Origin of the sequence: Microbacterium sp. W4I20, from assembly GCF_030816505.1 — a bacterium.
In the GTDB taxonomy this organism is placed as follows: Bacteria; Actinomycetota; Actinomycetes; order Actinomycetales; family Microbacteriaceae; genus Microbacterium.
This window is the reverse complement of sequence record NZ_JAUSYB010000001.1, coordinates 15,408-31,936: the sequence shown is the minus strand read 5'-3', so window position 1 is coordinate 31,936 and position 16,529 is coordinate 15,408. Positions and strand designations below refer to the sequence as shown.

The 16,529-nt window shown below is 68.4% G+C and carries 19 protein-coding genes and 1 tRNA gene; 7 read left to right on the top strand and 13 right to left on the bottom strand.

Features of this window, described 5'->3' with window-relative positions; translation table 11 throughout:
* Positions 1 to 15 precede the first annotated feature (15 nt).
* The 3 genes from QFZ21_RS00160 to QFZ21_RS00150 all read right to left on the bottom strand — a co-directional run bounded on the left by QFZ21_RS00160 (position 16) and on the right by QFZ21_RS00150 (position 3,769).
* Positions 16 to 399 carry a hypothetical protein gene (locus QFZ21_RS00160; RefSeq protein WP_307373178.1) on the bottom strand — a complete coding sequence of 128 codons (384 nt, stop codon included), beginning with the start codon at positions 397 to 399 and terminating at the stop codon, positions 16 to 18.
* Positions 400 to 728: 329 nt separating this feature from the next.
* Positions 729 to 2,342, bottom strand: coding sequence for an amidohydrolase (locus tag QFZ21_RS00155; protein ID WP_307373176.1), 1,614 nt, complete (start codon positions 2,340 to 2,342; stop codon positions 729 to 731).
* Positions 2,339 to 3,769, bottom strand: a complete 1,431-nt coding sequence (locus QFZ21_RS00150) for a cytosine permease (protein ID WP_307373174.1) — start codon at positions 3,767 to 3,769, stop codon at positions 2,339 to 2,341. Before QFZ21_RS00150 ends, QFZ21_RS00155 begins: the two co-directional genes overlap by 4 nt.
* Before the next feature lie 98 nt (positions 3,770 to 3,867).
* On the opposite strand from QFZ21_RS00150, the gene QFZ21_RS00145 reads away from it, so the two are divergent.
* Positions 3,868 to 4,512, top strand: a complete 645-nt coding sequence (locus QFZ21_RS00145) for a TetR/AcrR family transcriptional regulator (protein WP_307373172.1) — start codon at positions 3,868 to 3,870, stop codon at positions 4,510 to 4,512.
* A 12-nt stretch (positions 4,513 to 4,524) separates the two neighbouring features.
* Here the strand turns inward: QFZ21_RS00145 and QFZ21_RS00140 are convergent, their stop codons facing one another.
* Positions 4,525 to 4,770 carry a hypothetical protein gene (locus QFZ21_RS00140; protein ID WP_307373170.1) on the bottom strand — a complete coding sequence of 82 codons (246 nt, stop codon included), beginning with the start codon at positions 4,768 to 4,770 and terminating at the stop codon, positions 4,525 to 4,527.
* Positions 4,771 to 4,901: 131 nt separating this feature from the next.
* Positions 4,902 to 4,975, bottom strand: a tRNA-Pro gene (locus QFZ21_RS00135).
* Positions 4,976 to 5,082: 107 nt separating this feature from the next.
* Between QFZ21_RS00135 and QFZ21_RS00130 the strand changes: the two genes are divergently transcribed.
* The 6 genes from QFZ21_RS00130 to QFZ21_RS00105 are packed head-to-tail and all read left to right on the top strand — an operon-like array spanning position 5,083 to position 8,901.
* A complete protein-coding gene (locus QFZ21_RS00130) occupies positions 5,083 to 5,667 on the top strand; it encodes a GNAT family N-acetyltransferase (protein ID WP_307373168.1) in 585 nt (194 codons plus the stop codon).
* Positions 5,664 to 5,861 (top strand): hypothetical protein, encoded by a 198-nt coding sequence (locus QFZ21_RS00125; protein WP_307373166.1) that lies wholly within the window; start codon positions 5,664 to 5,666, stop codon positions 5,859 to 5,861. The genes QFZ21_RS00130 and QFZ21_RS00125 overlap by 4 nt, the downstream gene beginning before the upstream one ends.
* Before the next feature lie 20 nt (positions 5,862 to 5,881).
* Positions 5,882 to 6,337 carry a hypothetical protein gene (locus QFZ21_RS00120; protein ID WP_307373163.1) on the top strand — a complete coding sequence of 152 codons (456 nt, stop codon included), beginning with the start codon at positions 5,882 to 5,884 and terminating at the stop codon, positions 6,335 to 6,337.
* 39 nt (positions 6,338 to 6,376) lie between these two features.
* Positions 6,377 to 7,045 (top strand): lysoplasmalogenase, encoded by a 669-nt coding sequence (locus QFZ21_RS00115; protein WP_307373161.1) that lies wholly within the window; start codon positions 6,377 to 6,379, stop codon positions 7,043 to 7,045.
* Complete coding sequence (locus tag QFZ21_RS00110; RefSeq protein WP_307373159.1) at positions 7,045 to 7,419, top strand: RNA-binding S4 domain-containing protein; 375 nt, start codon at positions 7,045 to 7,047, stop codon at positions 7,417 to 7,419. Before QFZ21_RS00115 ends, QFZ21_RS00110 begins: the two co-directional genes overlap by 1 nt.
* A gap of 39 nt (positions 7,420 to 7,458) precedes the next feature.
* On the top strand, positions 7,459 to 8,901 hold the full coding sequence (locus QFZ21_RS00105) for an HNH endonuclease signature motif containing protein (RefSeq protein ID WP_307373157.1): 1,443 nt from the start codon (positions 7,459 to 7,461) through the stop codon (positions 8,899 to 8,901).
* Between the two features lie 77 nt (positions 8,902 to 8,978).
* Here QFZ21_RS00105 and QFZ21_RS00100 read toward each other — a convergent pair whose 3' ends face one another.
* The 8 genes from QFZ21_RS00100 to QFZ21_RS00065 all read right to left on the bottom strand — a co-directional run bounded on the left by QFZ21_RS00100 (position 8,979) and on the right by QFZ21_RS00065 (position 16,477).
* Positions 8,979 to 9,902 (bottom strand): NUDIX domain-containing protein, encoded by a 924-nt coding sequence (locus QFZ21_RS00100; RefSeq protein WP_307373155.1) that lies wholly within the window; start codon positions 9,900 to 9,902, stop codon positions 8,979 to 8,981.
* Positions 9,903 to 9,963: 61 nt separating this feature from the next.
* Positions 9,964 to 11,436 (bottom strand): ribosome biogenesis GTPase Der, encoded by a 1,473-nt coding sequence (gene der / locus QFZ21_RS00095; RefSeq protein WP_307381162.1) that lies wholly within the window; start codon positions 11,434 to 11,436, stop codon positions 9,964 to 9,966.
* A gap of 40 nt (positions 11,437 to 11,476) precedes the next feature.
* Positions 11,477 to 12,181, bottom strand: coding sequence for a (d)CMP kinase (cmk, locus tag QFZ21_RS00090; protein WP_307373153.1), 705 nt, complete (start codon positions 12,179 to 12,181; stop codon positions 11,477 to 11,479).
* Positions 12,174 to 13,310, bottom strand: a complete 1,137-nt coding sequence (locus tag QFZ21_RS00085; protein WP_307373150.1) for a prephenate dehydrogenase — start codon at positions 13,308 to 13,310, stop codon at positions 12,174 to 12,176. Before QFZ21_RS00085 ends, cmk begins: the two co-directional genes overlap by 8 nt.
* Complete coding sequence (locus QFZ21_RS00080; RefSeq protein WP_307373148.1) at positions 13,307 to 14,122, bottom strand: pseudouridine synthase; 816 nt, start codon at positions 14,120 to 14,122, stop codon at positions 13,307 to 13,309. The genes QFZ21_RS00085 and QFZ21_RS00080 overlap by 4 nt, the downstream gene beginning before the upstream one ends.
* A gap of 70 nt (positions 14,123 to 14,192) precedes the next feature.
* The gene (gene scpB, locus QFZ21_RS00075) at positions 14,193 to 14,822 is read right to left on the bottom strand and encodes an SMC-Scp complex subunit ScpB (protein WP_307373146.1); all 630 of its coding nucleotides are present in this window, start codon (positions 14,820 to 14,822) and stop codon (positions 14,193 to 14,195) included.
* Positions 14,812 to 15,660, bottom strand: a complete 849-nt coding sequence (locus tag QFZ21_RS00070) for a ScpA family protein (protein WP_307373144.1) — start codon at positions 15,658 to 15,660, stop codon at positions 14,812 to 14,814. Before QFZ21_RS00070 ends, scpB begins: the two co-directional genes overlap by 11 nt.
* Complete coding sequence (locus tag QFZ21_RS00065; protein ID WP_307381160.1) at positions 15,644 to 16,477, bottom strand: ParA family protein; 834 nt, start codon at positions 16,475 to 16,477, stop codon at positions 15,644 to 15,646. The genes QFZ21_RS00070 and QFZ21_RS00065 overlap by 17 nt, the downstream gene beginning before the upstream one ends.
* Positions 16,478 to 16,529: the final 52 nt, after the last annotated feature.

Genomic DNA, 16,529 nt, shown 5'->3' with positions numbered 1-16,529 from the left:
CCGAGCGCCGTGCGTTCACCAGAACCGCTCGGGCTCCTCCACCGGCGGACGGTCGGTTCCACCCCAGCGGTCGGCCTCGGCCTTCGCAGCATCCGCCGCCGCATCCGCGTCACGCAGAGCCACCTTCGCTCCCGTCGCGCCCGGAGAGATCGGATCGACTCGCAGCACCGTGCGGGCTGCACCGCTCCCGAACGTGATCGAACACTCGAGGACCCTGCCGATCCACCGCGAGACGTCGCCTCGCGGATCGTCCGTGCGGCGATAGCGGATGCCGGTGTCGAGATCGGCCACGGCGACGAGGACGGGCTCGTCCGTGAGCGGGTCGAGCTGCTCGGTCACCTCGACTCGATGGCCGTGCGGGATGGCGACCTGGGCGGCGAGTACGAGCAATCTGTCCATGACTACACCCTATGAAACGCCGCGAGAAAGACAACCGGCTCTGCGTACCGATAAGTTTCGTAGGTTTCTTTGTCCCCCAAATGGCGGACAAGACAAAAGCGCGCTATTCTGCTATGAGTAGCGGGGGCTACGGGCTGAGGACTGGGGAATCAGCCATTGAGCGCAGCGATATCTTCGCCGCCTCCCCGCCGTCCGGGATGGACGGTGGCCCTCTCGGCATCCGTCTGGGGACGGGGCGTCGAGAGGGCATACCCCTCCGGCGCACGGCTCATCACTCCCGTCAATCGCCGATGCACGGCGATCACGCGCGAGGCTGAGTTCCGCCGCGCCTACCCCGCCCGATACCGCGATCTTCCGGCGACCACCGTCTCGATCACGCGCGCCTCGAGGAGCGACGACGGCTCCTCGCTGAACAGATCGGTGTCGACCACGACGAAGTCGGCGGCGAATCCCGGCGCGAGGCGTCCGCGCCAGTCTCCATCGCCGACGGATGCCGCGGCATCCCGCGTCGCGTGCCCGATCGCCGATGCCAGCGGAAGGGCGAACTGCGGGTGGATGGCGGGGACCGACCGGTCGAGGGCCGAGGCCCGGGTCGTCGCGACGTACATGTTCGCCAGCGCCTCGTGCGGAGCGGTCGGCGCATCGGTCGAGAAGGCCAGCAGCGTGCCGGCATCCTCGTACTCGGGCCAGGGGAACGCACGGTCGACGCGATCATCGCCGAGCATCTCCGCCCAGTTCGCGAAGATCGCGGGATCGCTGTGCACGGGCTGCATCGATGCCGTCACGCCGAGTCGCGCCATCCGCTCGGCCGTGCCGGGCGCCGCGTACTCGAGGTGCTCGATGCGGTGGCGACGCGCCCGATCGCCGTTGGTGGCGATGGCGTGCTCGATCGCGTCCAGGGCGATCTCGCTGGCGTAGTCGCCGATCGCGTGCTGGGCGACCTGGAGTCCCGCAGCATCCGCCGCCGCAACGACCGGATTGAGCTGCCCGACCGGCCAGATCGGTTCGGCATTCGTGCCGTCGGCGTACGGATGCCGCATCGCCGCGGTGCACGCGTCGATCACTCCGTCGAGGACCAGCTTGATCCCGACGACGCGGAGCCACGGCGACGAGTCGTCTCGTGCGAGTTCGGCGGCCCGGGCGACCTGCGCCAGATTCGCCTCGTCCTCACCGGTGTTGACGATGATCCAGTGCGCGGCGACGCGGATCGGCAGCTCTCCCCCGTGCCGCTCCTGGGCACGCTGCAGCGCGGCGAGTCCGTACTCGTCGAAGGCCATGTCGATGGCGCCGGTGACCCCGGTGTCGAGGTAGGCGGCGATCACGCGCTCGACATCGGCGTCGCGGTCGGCGTCGGTGGTCGTCGCATCGTTGTGGGCCCAGGCGTACTGGGTCGCCGCGGTCTCGAAGAGCAGCCCGGTCGGCTCGCCCTCGGCATCCCGCGCGATCCGCCCGCCGATCGGATCGGCCGTGTCCCGGGTGATGCCGAGTTCGACCAGGGCGGCGGTGTTGACCCAGCAGGAGTGATAGTCGTTCGCGTCGAGATACACCGGAATGTCGGCGACGGCTTCATCGATCATCGCGGCCGTCGGCGCTCCCCCCGGCACGGAGTCGAAGAGCCATCCGCGGCCGCGCAACGCCACCGCATCCGGATTCGCCGCTCTGGCGTCGCGCAGCAGCGTCTGGATCTCGTCGAGCGTGCGGGCGGCCGTGAGCGGGACCTGTCCGAGCGCGGAGCCGGCCATCAGCAGGTGCGTGTGGGCGTCGGTGAAGCCCGGCAGCACGAGGCGGCCCTCCAGGTCGACGGTCTCGTCCGCGTCGGGGGCATCGGCGGTGGAGCCGACGAAGGTGATCGTCTCGCCGTCGACGGTGAAGGCCTCGGCCCAGGTGCGTTCCGGATCGGTGTCGGCGGTGAAGATACGTCCGTTGAGGTAGCGGGTGGTCACGGTCGACCGTCCTTTCCGAGGGGTGTGCGCAAGAGGCCGAGGTAGAGCGCCGCGGCGACGAGCATACCGACCGGCACGGAGAGGTCGATGAAGCCGGTCAGCTCGGCGATCGGGCCCGACCAGACGCTCGTCGACAGGCAGAGTGCGGTGGCGATTCCGCCGGCCAGCAGCGCGGTGATGCCGGGGATGCTCCAGCCTGCGGAGTACCAGTACCGTCCGCCGGGGCGATCGTGGAAGAGGTCGACGCCGTCATAGTCGTAGCGGCGCAGGATGACGTCGACGACGAAGATCGCCATCGCCGGCCCCGACACGATGACGAGGAACTGCAGCATGAGATTCGCGGCTTCGAGCAGGCTCGACGAGAGCACCAGGTAGATCGTCAGCGCGGTGCCCACGATGCCGACGATGATCGCGGCGGGGATGCGGCGCAGGCGGAATCCGATGGCCTGTAAAGCCATGCTCGACGTGTAGGTGGTCATCGCGTTCAGGGCGATCGTGTTGATGACGACGCCGACCACGAGCACGGGGCCGAGCCAGGCGGGCAGCAGGTCGAGCAGGGCCACGTCGATGCCGGAGTCGAACGCCGCGGCGCTCAGACCGGTCGCGAGCAGCACGCCGACGATGGTGAACACGATGAACGGCAGGGCGCCGCCGAGGGCCGTCGCGGCGGTGATGTGCGAGGGCTTGGTGTCGCGCGGGAGGTAGCGGGCGATGTCGGGGCTGTTCATGAACGACAGGGGTGTCGAGGCGAGGATCGTGAAGCCGATCGAGATCGCGGACCACAGGGCGGGGCCGGTCAGCGGCTCCGGTGCCGCGTACTGCCAGTCGACGGTCGGCAGGATGAATCCGGCCACCGCCAGGAAGATCACGAAGAGCGCGGCGGCCATGTACGGGTATGCGCGCAAAATGAGTCCGTGGCCGAAGATGGCGACGATGATCGTGACGGCCGCCACGACGATCGTGACGCCGATCGGCACCCAGATCGGGTCGTTGATGCCCGCCCGCCGCAGCAGATCAGCGCCGAGGAACGACGACGCGAGCCAGGTCAGCGAGAGGAACACGGCGCCGATGAACCAGCCGACGACGGCGACGAACAGCCGGTTGCCGAGCACGCCGTACATCGCCCGCGTCACGACCGAGCCGGAGGTGCCCGAGGCCGGTCCGCTCCCCGCGATGATGCCCGGGAGCACCCACAGCAGCGAGGCGGCGATGATCGTCGCGATCGCCTGCCAGATCTCGAGACCGAGGAGGATCAGCGAGGCCCCGATCGTGAGATTGAGGATGCTGACGCTGGGGGCCGCCCAGATCAGGAAGAGGTCGCGAGCTCGGCCGTGGCGTTCCGCATCGTCGATCAGCTCGATGCCGCGGGTCTCGGGACGCGTCGCGGCGTCGAGCGATTCCGCGTCGACGGTCGGATGCTGGGTCATGGAGTTCCTTTCGGGAGGAGCGTCATTGCTATCAGTCGCCGTGTTATTGGTCACATGCCCAATAGACTATTGGTCACTTATTCAATAGCATCGGTGGGGTGACGTCAAGCACTTCTTCTCAGACAGCTCCGCCGCGTACTCGGAAACTGCCCGAGGAGCGGCGGGAGGAGATCCTCGCCGGCGCCGCCGCGATCGCCATCGAAGAGGGCCTCGAGCGCATCACGCTGCGGGCTGTCGCTGCTCGGCTCGGCGTTCGTCCCGGGCTGATCACCCACTATTTCCCCGTGGCGGAGGACCTCGTGGTCGCGGCGTTCGCGCGCGCCGCCGTGCTCGAACGGGAGCAGTTCTTCGCGAAGGGCGGCACTCCCCTGCAGCGCCTGGCCCGGTTCGTCGGACACGTCGAGCGCGGCCGCTCGCTGCCGCTGGCGCGACTCTGGCTGAACGCCCGGCACCTGTCGCGCTTCAGCCCGACGCTCGACGCCGAACTGCAGGTGCAGGACGCCCTGGACCGCGAGCAGCTCACTGCGATCCTCGAGGACGGCATAGCCTCCGGCGACTTCCCCGGAGCGGATGCCGAGGCCGCCTGCATCCGCATCCTCATCGCGCTCGACGGCGGCGGGTCGTACGTGAACTCGTCGGTCGCGATCGAGCATCCAGCTCACACGCGCGTGGTCGCGGATGTGGCCGAGTGGGCGCTGGGGTTGGCGGCGGGGAGGCTGCGGGAGGCGATTGACGCGGGGTGAGGTGGGCGTCGGCTAGAGCGTTTCGGTTGGTCGCGCGTCGTTCGCGTCCCGGAGCTTTTGGCGCACGGAGCGGAGGTTGAACCATCCGAGAACCATCGCGGTGGCCGTGAGGCTTGATCCGATCACCGTCCACCAACGGCCGCCGCTTCCGCCGTTGACGACGAGATCGATACCGACGATCAGAACGACCGCGAGCGACACCCCTCCGACCACGAGCATGAGCACCTGCTGTCGTCTGAGTTTGCGGTCTTCGTCCATGACACCACTATGCACCGGGGCCGCGGGTGAGGTCTGATCCATGGGCGCAAAGCCCTGGCGCATGGCGGGTCGCTCTCACTCGGACATGCAGAAGGCCCGGAGACTCTTGCGAGTTTCCGGGCCCTTCTCGGTCGGGCTGACAGGATTTGAACCTGCGACCCCTTGACCCCCAGTCAAGTGCGCTACCAAGCTGCGCCACAGCCCGTTGTTCCGCACTTACGCGCGGGCAACTCCACTATCTTAGCCTGACCCGGCGGCCCTCCGCGAACCGGTCCGTTGCGGGTGTCGGACGCTCGGCGTAGCGTCGCGTGCATGCCGACGATCACGACCGAGGTGGCGACGACCGCCCGTTGGGACGATGTTCAGCACGCACTCACGGGCGGCGGCGACGGAGCCAGCTGTCAGTGCATCTGGCCCCTCCTGCGCAACAAGGACTGGAACGAGACGACCACTCCGCAGCGCACCGAGATGCTGCGGTCCGAGATCGACGAGGGACCTCCGCCCGGGATCATCGCCTACGTCGACGGTGAGGCAGCGGGCTGGATCCGGATCGGTCCCCGCACCAGGCAGGCACGGCTCGCGCACACGCGCATGATCACGGCCGCGACGGAGGAGCCTTTCGACGACGAATCGGTCTGGGCGGTGACGTGCTTCGTCGTGCGTCGCGAGCACCGCGGGAAGGGACTCAACGGCGAGCTGCTGCGCGCTGCGGTCGACTATGCCCGGAAGTCCGGAGCGCGACTGATCGAGGGTTATGCCGTCGATACGGCCGGCAAGAAGCAGCACGCCAACGACCTGTATCACGGCATGGTCAGCATGTTCCTCTCCGCGGGGTTCGCGAAAGCTGCCGAACTCAAGCCGGGCCGCATCCTCGTCACAATGGAGCTGAACCCGTGACCGACGAGAGCGACCTCCCCGCCGAGATGGGCAAGGTGGCTCGCCGCGAACTGGCCCTGCACGGCCTCACACGCCTCGAGCAGTTCGACGGCCGCTCCGCGAAGGAGCTGCTCGCGATCCACGGCGTCGGGCCGAAAGCGATCCGCATCCTTCGCGAACACCTTGAGCCCGACGGGCGACACCTCGCACCCTGACCGGACGCTAGCGTGAAGACATGAGCGACGAGCAGCCGACCATCGAAGACCCGGAACTCGGCACCCTCACCCGGGCGACCACCGAGCTGACGGACGGAGAGATCCTCACGCACGACTGGTTCGCCGGCACGGTGACCGTCGACGGCGCCGAACTCGACCTCATGGTGGAGGGCACGAGCGCCGACGAGGTCACGCCACTCCTCCCCCGGTTGCGCGCCACGGTCGCCGATCTCGCCTCTCTCGGCCGGATCGCATCGGATGCCGTCGTCACGAAGTTCAGCAACGGCGAACCTGAACCGCACGAACTCGAGGAGGCAGCATCCGACCTTGCGCTCGAGACGATCGAAGCGGCCTCCGACGGCACCGTCATCCTGCACTTCACCGACCGCTGCGGACAGCACTTCCCCAATGGCTATTGGCCGGCGGTGCACCTCGGCGCGAACGGTGACATCGAGCAGGTCACCGTCGAGTCCTGATCGGGCGGCGTGAACGATTCCCGCGCCTACGATGAAGGGATGCAGCGCCGCGCACTTCCCCCGACGATCGTGTGGGCCTTTCTGCCCTACATCGCGGTGTCCGCGCTCCATGTCATCCTGCTCGGGGTGGACAGCCCTGTCGCCGGCACGACCAAGCTGCTGCTGATGCCGCTCCTCGCCATCCCCGTGGTGATTTCGGCTCGTCGGTTTCGCCCGCCGTTCGCGACCGTGTTGCTCGTGACCGCACTCTTGTTCTCCTGGCTCGGAGACGGCGTCGGCGCCTTCTTCCCCGCAGCCCCGGAACTCCCCCTCATGCTTCTCTTCTTCGGCATCGCACATCTGGCATATATCGCTTTGTTCGTGCGATTCCTCCCTCGCCGACGGATGCCGTGGTGGGCACTCATGTATGCGGCGTGGTGGGTGGCGATGCTCGCGGTACTCGGCCCGCACACCGGTGGACTGCTCATCGCGGTCGCCATCTACGGGCTCGTTCTCGGGGGAACGGCAGCGTTCTCGGCGCGGTGCCACCGGGTCATCGCCGTCGGCGGGGCGTTTTTCCTGGCCAGCGACACGCTCCTCGCATTTCGACTGTTCCTCCCCGACTCCCTCCCCCCGTGGAGCAACCCGGCGATCATGCTCGCCTATACGATCGGTCAGGGCCTGATCGTCGCGGGTGCCCTGATCTCTCTGAGGAAGAGGACCACCTGATGCCGGATGCTGCACGTGTCGACAGCTGGCTGTGGGCGGTTCGCGCGTTCAAGACGCGCTCGGCGGCAACGACCGCATGCCGTGCGGGGCATGTACGAGTCAACGGCGACAAGGTGAAGGCCGCCCAGTCGATCAAGGTCGGCGACGAAATCAGGATCCGGATCTCCGGCTTCGACCGGATTCTGGGCGTGCGGCAGATCCTGGTGAAGCGCGTCGGAGCCCCGGTCGCCGCGCTCGCATTCGAGGATCGGACGCCGGCTCGCGAGCCTCAGGCAGCTCTCGGGCTTCGCGATCGCGGCGCAGGACGACCCACCAAACGGGAGCGCCGCGACATCGACAAGCTCCGCGGACGGGTCGAGTTTCCCCCCGACTAGAATATTGCTTGATTCGAAGCTTTGTTCTAATCTTGGAGTATGGACAAGCCGACCGATCTCTCCCTCGATCTTGAGGAGCGTCGCCGTGTGCTCGACTCGTGGGTGGAGGCGAGGCGGCGGATCGCGGTGCTCGAGGCGGAGGCGACGGAGCTCCTGGTGCGACAGATCGCGATCCATGATTCCGACGTCGCTGAGAGTCCGTATCACCGCGATGCGATCTATCGGTCGATGGTCGCGGAGTTCTCTGCGGCGGGTCGTATGCCGAAGGGGTCGATCGAGTATGCGTTCTCGGATGCGCGTTCGTTGAGCACGGAGTTGCCGTCGGTGCGGGCGGCGTTCGCGAAAGGCGGGATCAGTGCCGCGCATATGCGGGAGATCGCCCGCGCCAGTGCGATCGTGTCCGAAGCGATCCGTAACAAGAAGGCGGATGCTGCGGTGATGGGTCTCTACGAGACCGCGGTACTGCTCTTCGCGGAGCGGGAGACCGCGGCCCGCACGAGCGCGCACGCGAAGCAGGTCGCCGCGGCCCTGGTGGGTGAGACGGTCACCGACCGGCACCGCCGCGCGGCGGACGAGCGGTGCGTGAAGGTGCGGTCGGTGGATGACGGTCTCGCGATCCTGACCGCGGTGCTGCCCGAGTGGATGGCGAACGCGATCGCCGACCGGCTCGATCAGATGGCACGCCAGGTCATCGACACCCGCGACGACCGCGAGCCCGTCCTCGACCCGTGGACGGCCGACGAGTCCGGCGACTCCCTGTTCCCCGAAGACTTCGCCCTCGACGACCCGGCGTTCGCCGACCCCGCCTTCGACCCCTACGCGTTCGACCCCTATGCCGACGCGATCTTCGGCGACGGAACGTTCACGACCGACCCCGATGTGATCCACATCCCCGCAGACACCCGCACGAAGGATCAGGTGAAGGCCGATATCTTCGCCGACCTGCTCCTCGCCGCCGACCCGAGCGCGGTCCACGGCGACGGCCTCGACAACATCCAGGGACGCATCCAGGTCACCGTCGCAGCGTCCACCCTCGCCGGCGCGGATGAGCGCCCCGCGGAGCTCGACGGCCACGGCCCCCTCCACCCCGACATCGCCCGCGACCTCGCCGGACGAAACACCGGCTGGAGCCGCCTGTTCCTCAACGGCACCGGCATGATCACCCACACCGACACCTACACGCCGACCGAGGGGATGCGCCGGTTCCTCCGCGCCCGCGACCAGCACTGCCGCTTCCCCGGCTGCCGCATGCCCGTCCACCGGTGCGACATCGACCACACCCATGATCACGCGAAAGGCGGCAGAACCCGGCTCGACAACCTCAGCCACCTCTGCCGCTCCCACCACACCCTGAAACACCCCGACATCCCCGAACCGTACCGGTGGACGGCACAACAACGACAAGACGGCACCATCACCTGGCACAGCCCCCTGGGCCGCACCTACACCGACCAGCCACCACGGCGAGTGATGTTCGCCTGACGAGAACGTCAGCCGTTCGTGCGAGTCACCCGTGCGTCTGCGTCAGCTGTTCGCGCCGCTCGGGTCACCCGCTCGAGTCAGCCGCTCGCGCGTTCGGCCCGGGCCAGCAGATCGACGAGCCACCCCGCCGACTGCACACGCGCAGCACCTGCACGCTCGACACGCTCGCGCAGCGCCCGATCGCTCGTCACCGCCACGACCGTCCGTCCGGCCGCAACCTGACGCTCGACCTCGGTCACGATCGCGTCATCGCCGGCAGCATCCGCCTTGATCACCGACACGGAAGCCGAATCGCCGCCTGTATTGAGACCTCGCGCCTGGCCCTCGACCACCATCGACACCTCGGGGAACCACAGGTCCCCGTCGACGCCCAGATCCGTCCCCGGCACAGCAAGACCCTCGAGACGCCCGCGTAGTCGAGAGGCTGCTCCGGCACGATCTTTCCACCACCCGTCCGGCACCGAGCCGACCACATTCGCCGCATCGACCACGACAGCCGGGAACACCTCGAGCTGCGCGCGCAGCGCCGGCCACGCCGCCCCGAACCCGGGGTGCAGCGGAAGTGCCGCGACCTCGTCGACCGGCACCCATCCGAGCGCAACGCTCTCCGGGTCGCTGATCACCGGGTCGAACGGTCTGACCACATCGGCGACCACTGTCGTGTACGCCCAGATCCCGAGATCGAGCACGCTGATGAACCGCGCGCGCACCGCGCCATCGGGCACGCCCGCTTCTTCCTGCGCCTCGCGGATCGCACCGACGATCGCCGTCTCGCCCTCGTGCAGAGCGCCGCCCGGCAGCCCCCACGTGCCACCGAAGTGACTCCATGACACGCGATGCTGCAGCAGGATGCCGCGCGCGGGGTCGAAGGCGAGAAGTCCCGCGGCGCCGAAACGCCCCCAGTACTTCTCCCCCGACTCGGCGACCACCCAGGCATCGCCCGGGTTCCGCGGACCCTCGGGGCGACGCGGCTCACCGGCAGCAGGAGGTACGACAGTCACCCCTTCAGCCTTTCACAGCATCCGGCTATCGGCACCACACCGCGACACAGGCGGGAACAGGTCAGCGCTGGCGCTTCTCACGCACGCGCATATTCACGACGATCGGCGTTCCCTCGAACGAGTACAGCTCCCGCAGACGACGCTGAATGAAGCGGCGGTAGCCGGGGTCGAGGAATCCGGTCGTGAACAGCACGAACGTCGGCGGACGCGTCGACGCCTGCGTGCCGAACAGGATGCGCGGCTGCTTGCCACCGCGCAGCGGGTGCGGGTGCTCGGCCACGAGCTCGGCGAGGAACGCGTTGAACTTGCCCGTCGGGATACGGCGATCCCAGTTCTCGAGCGCCGTCTCCAGCGCCGGAACCAGCTTGTCGAGGTGACGACCGGTCTTCGCCGAGATGTTCACGCGCGGCGCCCACGCCACGTGCGCGAGGTCCTGTTCGATCTCACGCTCGAGGTAGCGGCGTCGGTCCTGGTTCTCCAGGTCGTCGTCGTTCAGGCGATCCCACTTGTTGAACGCGAGCACGAGCGACCGGCCCGACTCCAGCACGAGGTCGATGATCCGCACGTCCTGCTCGCTGATCGTCTCCGACACGTCGAGCACGACGACAGCGACCTCCGCCTTCTCCAGCGCGGCAGAGGTACGGAGCGACGCGTAGAAGTCCGCCCCCTGCGCCATGTGCACGCGACGACGGATGCCGGCGGTGTCGACCAGGCGCCACATCTTCCCGCCGAGCTCCACCACCTCGTCCACCGGGTCGCGGGTCGTACCGGCGAGCTCGTTCACGACAACGCGCTCTTCGCCCGCCGCCTTGTTCAGCAGCGACGACTTGCCGACGTTCGGACGGCCGAGGATCGCGACCCGGCGCGGTCCGCCGAACTCCTGCTTCGCGACGGCCGAGACCTCCGGCAACTTCTTCAGGACCGCGTCCAGCAGATCCGCGACACCGCGGCCGTGGATGGCCGAGACGGGGTACGGCTCGCCGAGACCCAGGTTCCACAGCGCCGCCGCTTCCGGCTCCTGACGCGTGTCATCGATCTTGTTCGCGACGAGGAAGACGGGCTTGCCGCTCTTGCGGAGCAGCTTCACGACGTGCTCGTCTGTCGACGTGGCGCCGACCATCGCGTCGACCACGAAGAGGACCATGTCGGCCAGGTCGATCGCGACCTCCGCCTGCATGGCGACCGAGCGGTCGATGCCGCGGGCGTCGGGCTCCCAGCCGCCGGTGTCCACCAGCGAGAAGCGGCGGTCGGCCCACTCGGCCTTGTACGTCACGCGGTCGCGGGTCACACCGGGGGTGTCCTCCACGACAGCCTCGCGGCGGCCGAGGATGCGGTTGACGAGCGCGGACTTGCCCACGTTCGGCCGTCCGACGATCGCCACCACCGGCAGCGCCGGGGTGAACAGGATGCCGTCCTCGCCCTGCGTGATACCGGCGAGCAGCGCTGCATCCTCATCGTCCAGGTCGTAGTCGGCGAGGCCGGCGCGCAGCGTCTCCGCGCGCTGCTCGGCGAGCTCCTCGTCGATCTGGTCCATCTTCTCGGCGAGCTGGTCGGGGCCGCCTTCGTATTCGTCGTCAGCCACTGTGTGCTCCTCGGTGTTGCTCGATCACCGAGAGAACGGCGTCGATGGTCTGGGAAAAGTCAAGGTCCGTCGAGTCGACGACCTCGACGCCGTCTGCGGCGTTGAGGAAGTCGACGACGGCGCTGTCGGAGGCGTCACGCTTGTGCAACGCCGCGGCGACGGCATCCGCGTTCTCACCGGCGAGTTCGCCGGCTCGACGTGCCGCGCGCACCTCGGGCGCGGCGGTCAAGAGGATGCGGACCGGCGCATCGGGAGCCACGACGGTCGTGATGTCGCGCCCTTCGACGACGACGGCCGAGTACGGAGCATCGGAGACGAGCGCGCGGAACAGCTCGTTCACCTGTGCACGCACGGCGGGCACCCGGGCCACACCGCTCACCGCTCCGGAGACCCGCGGATCGCGGATCGCGTCGGTCACCTCCAGGTCGCCGACGCGCACGGTGCGGTCGTCGGGATCGAGTCCGAGCACGACGGGGAATTCGGATGCTGCGGCGAGCACGGCATCGGCATCCGCCGTGTCGGCCCCACGGTCGAGCACGTGCCACGCGAGGGCGCGGTACGCCGAACCGGTGTCGAGGTAGCCGAGGCCGAGCCGACGGGCGACAGCCTTCGACACGCTGGACTTTCCGGAACCGGCAGGACCGTCGATCGCGATGAACTTGGTGGCGTCCGTGGACGAGAGGGAGGTGTCAGTCATTCGTGTTCCCTGCAATCCGCCATCCGCGTTCCTGAAGTCCTGCGATCGCGCCGTGCAGAGCCGCCGGCTCGACGCTGATCTCGGCGAGACCGAACTGTGCGCCCGGCGAGTGCTCCAACCGCAGATCTTCGACGTTCACGCCGAGTTCGCCGAGCTCTCCGAAGAGGCGCCCGAGCTGACCGGCGGTGTCGTCGATCATCACCACGAGGGACTCGAAGCGCCGGTTCTGCCCGTGCTTGCCCGGAAGCCGCTCGACACCGTCGTTGCCCTGACGGATCGTCTCGGCGACGACGCGGCGCGCACCCGGCGCTCCGGGCTCGCGCAGCGCGTCGGAGATCTCTCCGAGGTCGGCGGCAAGCGCGTCGAGGATCTCGACGACCGGCCCGGCGTTCGCACCGAGGATCTGCACCCACAATTCGGGAGCGGATGCCGCGATGCGCGTCGTGTCGCGCACGCCCTGGCCAGCGAGGCGCAGAGCGCCCTCCTCAGCCCCGGCGAGCCGCGCAGCGAGCAGGCTGGCCACGACCTGCGGCACGTGCGAGGTGAGGGCGACCGAGCGGTCGTGCTCCTCCGGCGTCATCTCCAGCGGCATCGCGCCGACGTCCAGCGCGAGCGCCTCGACGAGCGCGAGGTCGGAGGCCTTCGTGTCCTCGTCGCGGCAGACCACCCAGGGGCGGCCGATGAACAGATCGGCGCGGGCGGAGATCGCTCCGCCGCGCTCTCGGCCGGCCAGCGGATGCGAGCCGATGTAGCGCGTGAGGTCGACTCCGCGGGCCTGGAGGGTTCGGAAAGGCTCGAGCTTGACGCTGGCGACATCCGTGACAACGGCGTCCGGGTAGCGCGCGAGCTCGGCCTCGATGACGTCGGCCGTGACGTCCGGCGGCACAGCCACGACGATCAGCGTCGGGGCATCCGCGTCATCGGCGAGCCGGCCGGCGCCGTAGTCGACGGCGAGGCGCAGCTGTGCGGGCGACGCGTCGGTGAGGACGACGTCGATCCCCTTCGTTCGGAGGGCATGCCCGACGCTCGCACCGAGCAGACCGGCGCCGACGATGCGGACGGTGCCGGAGAGGCGGGGCGCGACAGCACCGGCCTTCCGCACCGTGGGCGCACTCGTCGTATCGGTCACTCGTTCTCCTGCTGCTCGCCTGGCGCCTCGGCGACACCGGAATCACTGCGCGACAAGGTCAAAAGCGCGCCGAGTTCGATTTTACTCAGTTCCCGCGTCTTCCCCGCCGGGAGGGTTCCCAGGTGGAGAGGACCGAACTGGCGTCGCACGAGTTCCGTGACCGGGTGATCGACCGCCGCGAGCATCCGTCGCACGATTCGATTGCGCCCGGAGTGCAGGGTCAGCTCCACCAGGCTCGACCCACGAGAGGTGTCCAGCAGGCGCGCCTTGTCGGCGGCGATCGGGCCGTCTTCGAGCTCGATCCCCTTCGTGAGCTTCGCGATCGTCTGCGCCGTGACCGTTCCCTCGACCTTGGCGATGTACACCTTCGTGACCCCGAAAGAGGGGTGGGCAAGCACGTGGGCCAGGTCGCCGTCGTTCGTGAGGATCAGCAGACCGCTCGTCTCGGCATCCAATCGGCCGACGTTGTACAGGCGCTCCTCGTAGTCCGCGGTGAAGCGACGGAGGTCCGGTCTGCCGTTCTCGTCCTTCATGCTGCTGACGACACCGGTGGGCTTGTTGAGCATCACGTAGCGCTTGGAGACGTCGAGCTGGATGGCCGTGCCGTCGACGTCGACCAAGTCGTGCTCGGGGTCGATGCGCCGGCCCTGCTCGGTGACGACCTCGCCGTTGACGCGGATACGTCCCTCGGTGATGTAGTTCTCGACGACGCGCCGCGAAGCGACGCCCGCCGCAGCCAGCACCTTCTGCAGGCGCACGCCGTCGGGCAGGTCGGGAGAGGAAGCGCCCTCCTGGGCCGGGAAATCAGTCATCGGATAACTCCTTCATCGAAATGGATATCCGCAGCCCGGGTCGCCGAACGAGTGGACGGAGAGACTTCAGTCATCGGATGACTCCTTCGTCGAAGCCGTCTGCACCGTCGTCGAGCAGCGGAGAGATCGGGGGCAGCTCGTCGAGCGAGTTGATGCCCAGGTGCTGCAGCAGCGCGTCAGACGTGCCGTAGTTGATGGCGCCGGTCTCGGAGTCGGCGAACAGCTCGGTGATGAGCCCGCGCGCGAGGAGCGTGCGCACCACGGAATCGACGTTCACGGCGCGGATGGAGGCGACCTGGCTGCGGGTCACCGGCTGCTTGTAGGCGATGACCGCGAGCGTCTCGAGCGCCGCCTGCGACAATCGCGCCGGTGCCTGCCCGCCGATGAACTCGGCGACGAGGTCGTCGTGGTCCTCGCGCACGTACAGGCGCCACCCTCCGCCGACCTCACGCAGCTCGAAGCCGCGGCGCGGACCCTGGCCTCGGCCGTCGTAGTCGTCCACGAGGGTCTCCAGCGACTGCCGCACGGCAGGCACCGGCGAGCCGACGGCAGCGGCCAGCGCCATCAGTCCGATGGGTTCGTCGACGATCAGCAGGATCGCCTCGAGGCGCTCGGTGAGCGGCGTCGTCGGCTCGACGGTGCGCTCGACCGCGGGCTCGTCGCCCTCGATCTCGGGAGCTGTCTGAGGGTCATTTGTCATAGTCGGCTCCCAGTGTGGCCAGCGTCTCGTCCGACCAGGTATCAGCGGCCCAGCGGAGCGTGAGCTCGCCGAGCGGTTCCAGTTGTTCGAAGGACAGCGCCGCGTGGCGATAGAGCTCGAGCACCGAGATGAAGCGGGCGACCACGATCCCCGGCTCCGTCACCCCCGCGACCAGCTCGCGGAAGCTCACGGACTCGGTTCCCCGCAGCAGCGTGACGACGATCGCCGCCTGTTCCCGGATGCTGACCAGCGGCGCGTGCAGGTGGTCGAGCCCGACGTGCGGGATCTCCTTCGGTGTGAAGGCGAGGAGTGCGAGGGCCGCGAAGTCGTCGACGGTGAGCGTCCATACGAGCTCGGGTGTCTGCTTGCGGTGCTTCTCATCGAGGCGGACCGCACGCACATGCCGTCGGTCCTCGCGCTGGAGGCAGCGTGCGAACCAGATCGACACCTCTTTGAAGGCGCGGTATTGCAGCAACCGCGCGAACAGCAGGTCGCGCGCCTCGAGCAGCGCCACCGCCTCGGCATCCACCAGCTCGCCCTGCGGCAGAAGGCCGGCGACCTTCATGTCGAGAAGGGTGGCCGCCACGACCAGGAACTCGGAGGCCTGCTCGAGCTCTTCATCGTCGTCGAGCTGACCCAGATAGGCGATGAACTCATTGGTGACCGCGCTCAGCGACACCTCGGTGATGTCCATCTCGTGCTTCGAGATGAGGTTCAGCAGCAGGTCGAACGGGCCGTCGAAGTTCGACAGGGAGACGCGGAAGCCCGCGCTCTCGTCCGGCCCTTCGACAGGCTCGGGAACCCCGACGTCGAGGTTCTCGTCAGGCGACGGCGCCACGGGCGACCAGTTCCCGCGCCAGCCGCAGGTAGGCCTGGGCGGCGGCGTGCTCCGGCGCGAACTCGGTGATGGGCACGCCCGAGACCGAGGCGTCCGGGAACTTCACGGTACGGCCGATCACGGTCTCCAACACGTCGTCGCCGAACGTCTCGACCACGCGCTCGAGCACCTCGCGGGAGTGCAGCGTGCGCGAGTCGTACATGGTCGCGAGCAGACCATCCATCGTGATCGAGGGGTTGAGGCGGTCGCGGACCTTGTCGATGGTCTCGATCAGCAGCGCCACGCCGCGCAGAGCGAAGAACTCGCACTCGAGCGGGATGATCACACCGTGCGCCGCGGTGAGCGCGTTGACCGTGAGCAGACCGAGCGACGGCTGGCAGTCGATCAGGATGACGTCGTACTCCCCCGCCACCTGGCGCAGCACGCGGGCGAGGATCGTCTCACGGGCGACCTCGTTGACCAGGTGCACCTCGGCCGCCGACAGGTCGATGTTGGCCGGCATCACATCGAGACCCTCGACGCCGGACGACACGATCGCGTCGTGCGCGTTGCGCTTGGTGTCGAGCAGGAGGTCGTAGATCGTCGGCACGTCGTGCGTCTGGATACCGAGCCCCGCGGAGAGTGCGCCCTGCGGATCGAAGTCGACCGCGAGCACCTTGCGACCGTATTCGGCGAGAGCCGCGGCGAGGTTGATGGTGGTCGTCGTCTTGCCGACGCCGCCCTTCTGGTTGCAGAGGGCGATGATGCGGGCGGGACCGTGGGACTTCAGCGGCTCGGGGATCGCGAACCCGTGATACGGGCGGCCGGTGGGTCCCATGGGGGTCTCGTCGGCCGTCTCTGCCTTCGCCCTGGACTTCGCCGTTTTCTCA

What these genes read in the sequence shown, in the direction of transcription:
- QFZ21_RS00160 (WP_307373178.1), bottom strand. Translation starts at nt 399, where the DNA reads ATGGACAGATTGCTCGTACTCGCCGCCCAGGTCGCCATCCCGCACGGC.
- QFZ21_RS00150 (WP_307373174.1), bottom strand. Translation starts at nt 3,769, where the DNA reads ATGACCCAGCATCCGACCGTCGACGCGGAATCGCTCGACGCCGCGACG.
- QFZ21_RS00140 (WP_307373170.1), bottom strand. Translation starts at nt 4,770, where the DNA reads ATGGACGAAGACCGCAAACTCAGACGACAGCAGGTGCTCATGCTCGTG.
- QFZ21_RS00130 (WP_307373168.1), top strand. Translation starts at nt 5,083, where the DNA reads ATGCCGACGATCACGACCGAGGTGGCGACGACCGCCCGTTGGGACGAT.
- QFZ21_RS00120 (WP_307373163.1), top strand. Translation starts at nt 5,882, where the DNA reads ATGAGCGACGAGCAGCCGACCATCGAAGACCCGGAACTCGGCACCCTC.
- QFZ21_RS00115 (WP_307373161.1), top strand. Translation starts at nt 6,377, where the DNA reads ATGCAGCGCCGCGCACTTCCCCCGACGATCGTGTGGGCCTTTCTGCCC.
- QFZ21_RS00110 (WP_307373159.1), top strand. Translation starts at nt 7,045, where the DNA reads ATGCCGGATGCTGCACGTGTCGACAGCTGGCTGTGGGCGGTTCGCGCG.
- QFZ21_RS00105 (WP_307373157.1), top strand. Translation starts at nt 7,459, where the DNA reads ATGGACAAGCCGACCGATCTCTCCCTCGATCTTGAGGAGCGTCGCCGT.
- der (WP_307381162.1), bottom strand. Translation starts at nt 11,436, where the DNA reads ATGGACCAGATCGACGAGGAGCTCGCCGAGCAGCGCGCGGAGACGCTG.
- cmk (WP_307373153.1), bottom strand. Translation starts at nt 12,181, where the DNA reads ATGACTGACACCTCCCTCTCGTCCACGGACGCCACCAAGTTCATCGCG.
- QFZ21_RS00080 (WP_307373148.1), bottom strand. Translation starts at nt 14,122, where the DNA reads ATGACTGATTTCCCGGCCCAGGAGGGCGCTTCCTCTCCCGACCTGCCC.
- scpB (WP_307373146.1), bottom strand. Translation starts at nt 14,822, where the DNA reads ATGACAAATGACCCTCAGACAGCTCCCGAGATCGAGGGCGACGAGCCC.
- QFZ21_RS00065 (WP_307381160.1), bottom strand. Translation starts at nt 16,477, where the DNA reads ATGGGACCCACCGGCCGCCCGTATCACGGGTTCGCGATCCCCGAGCCG.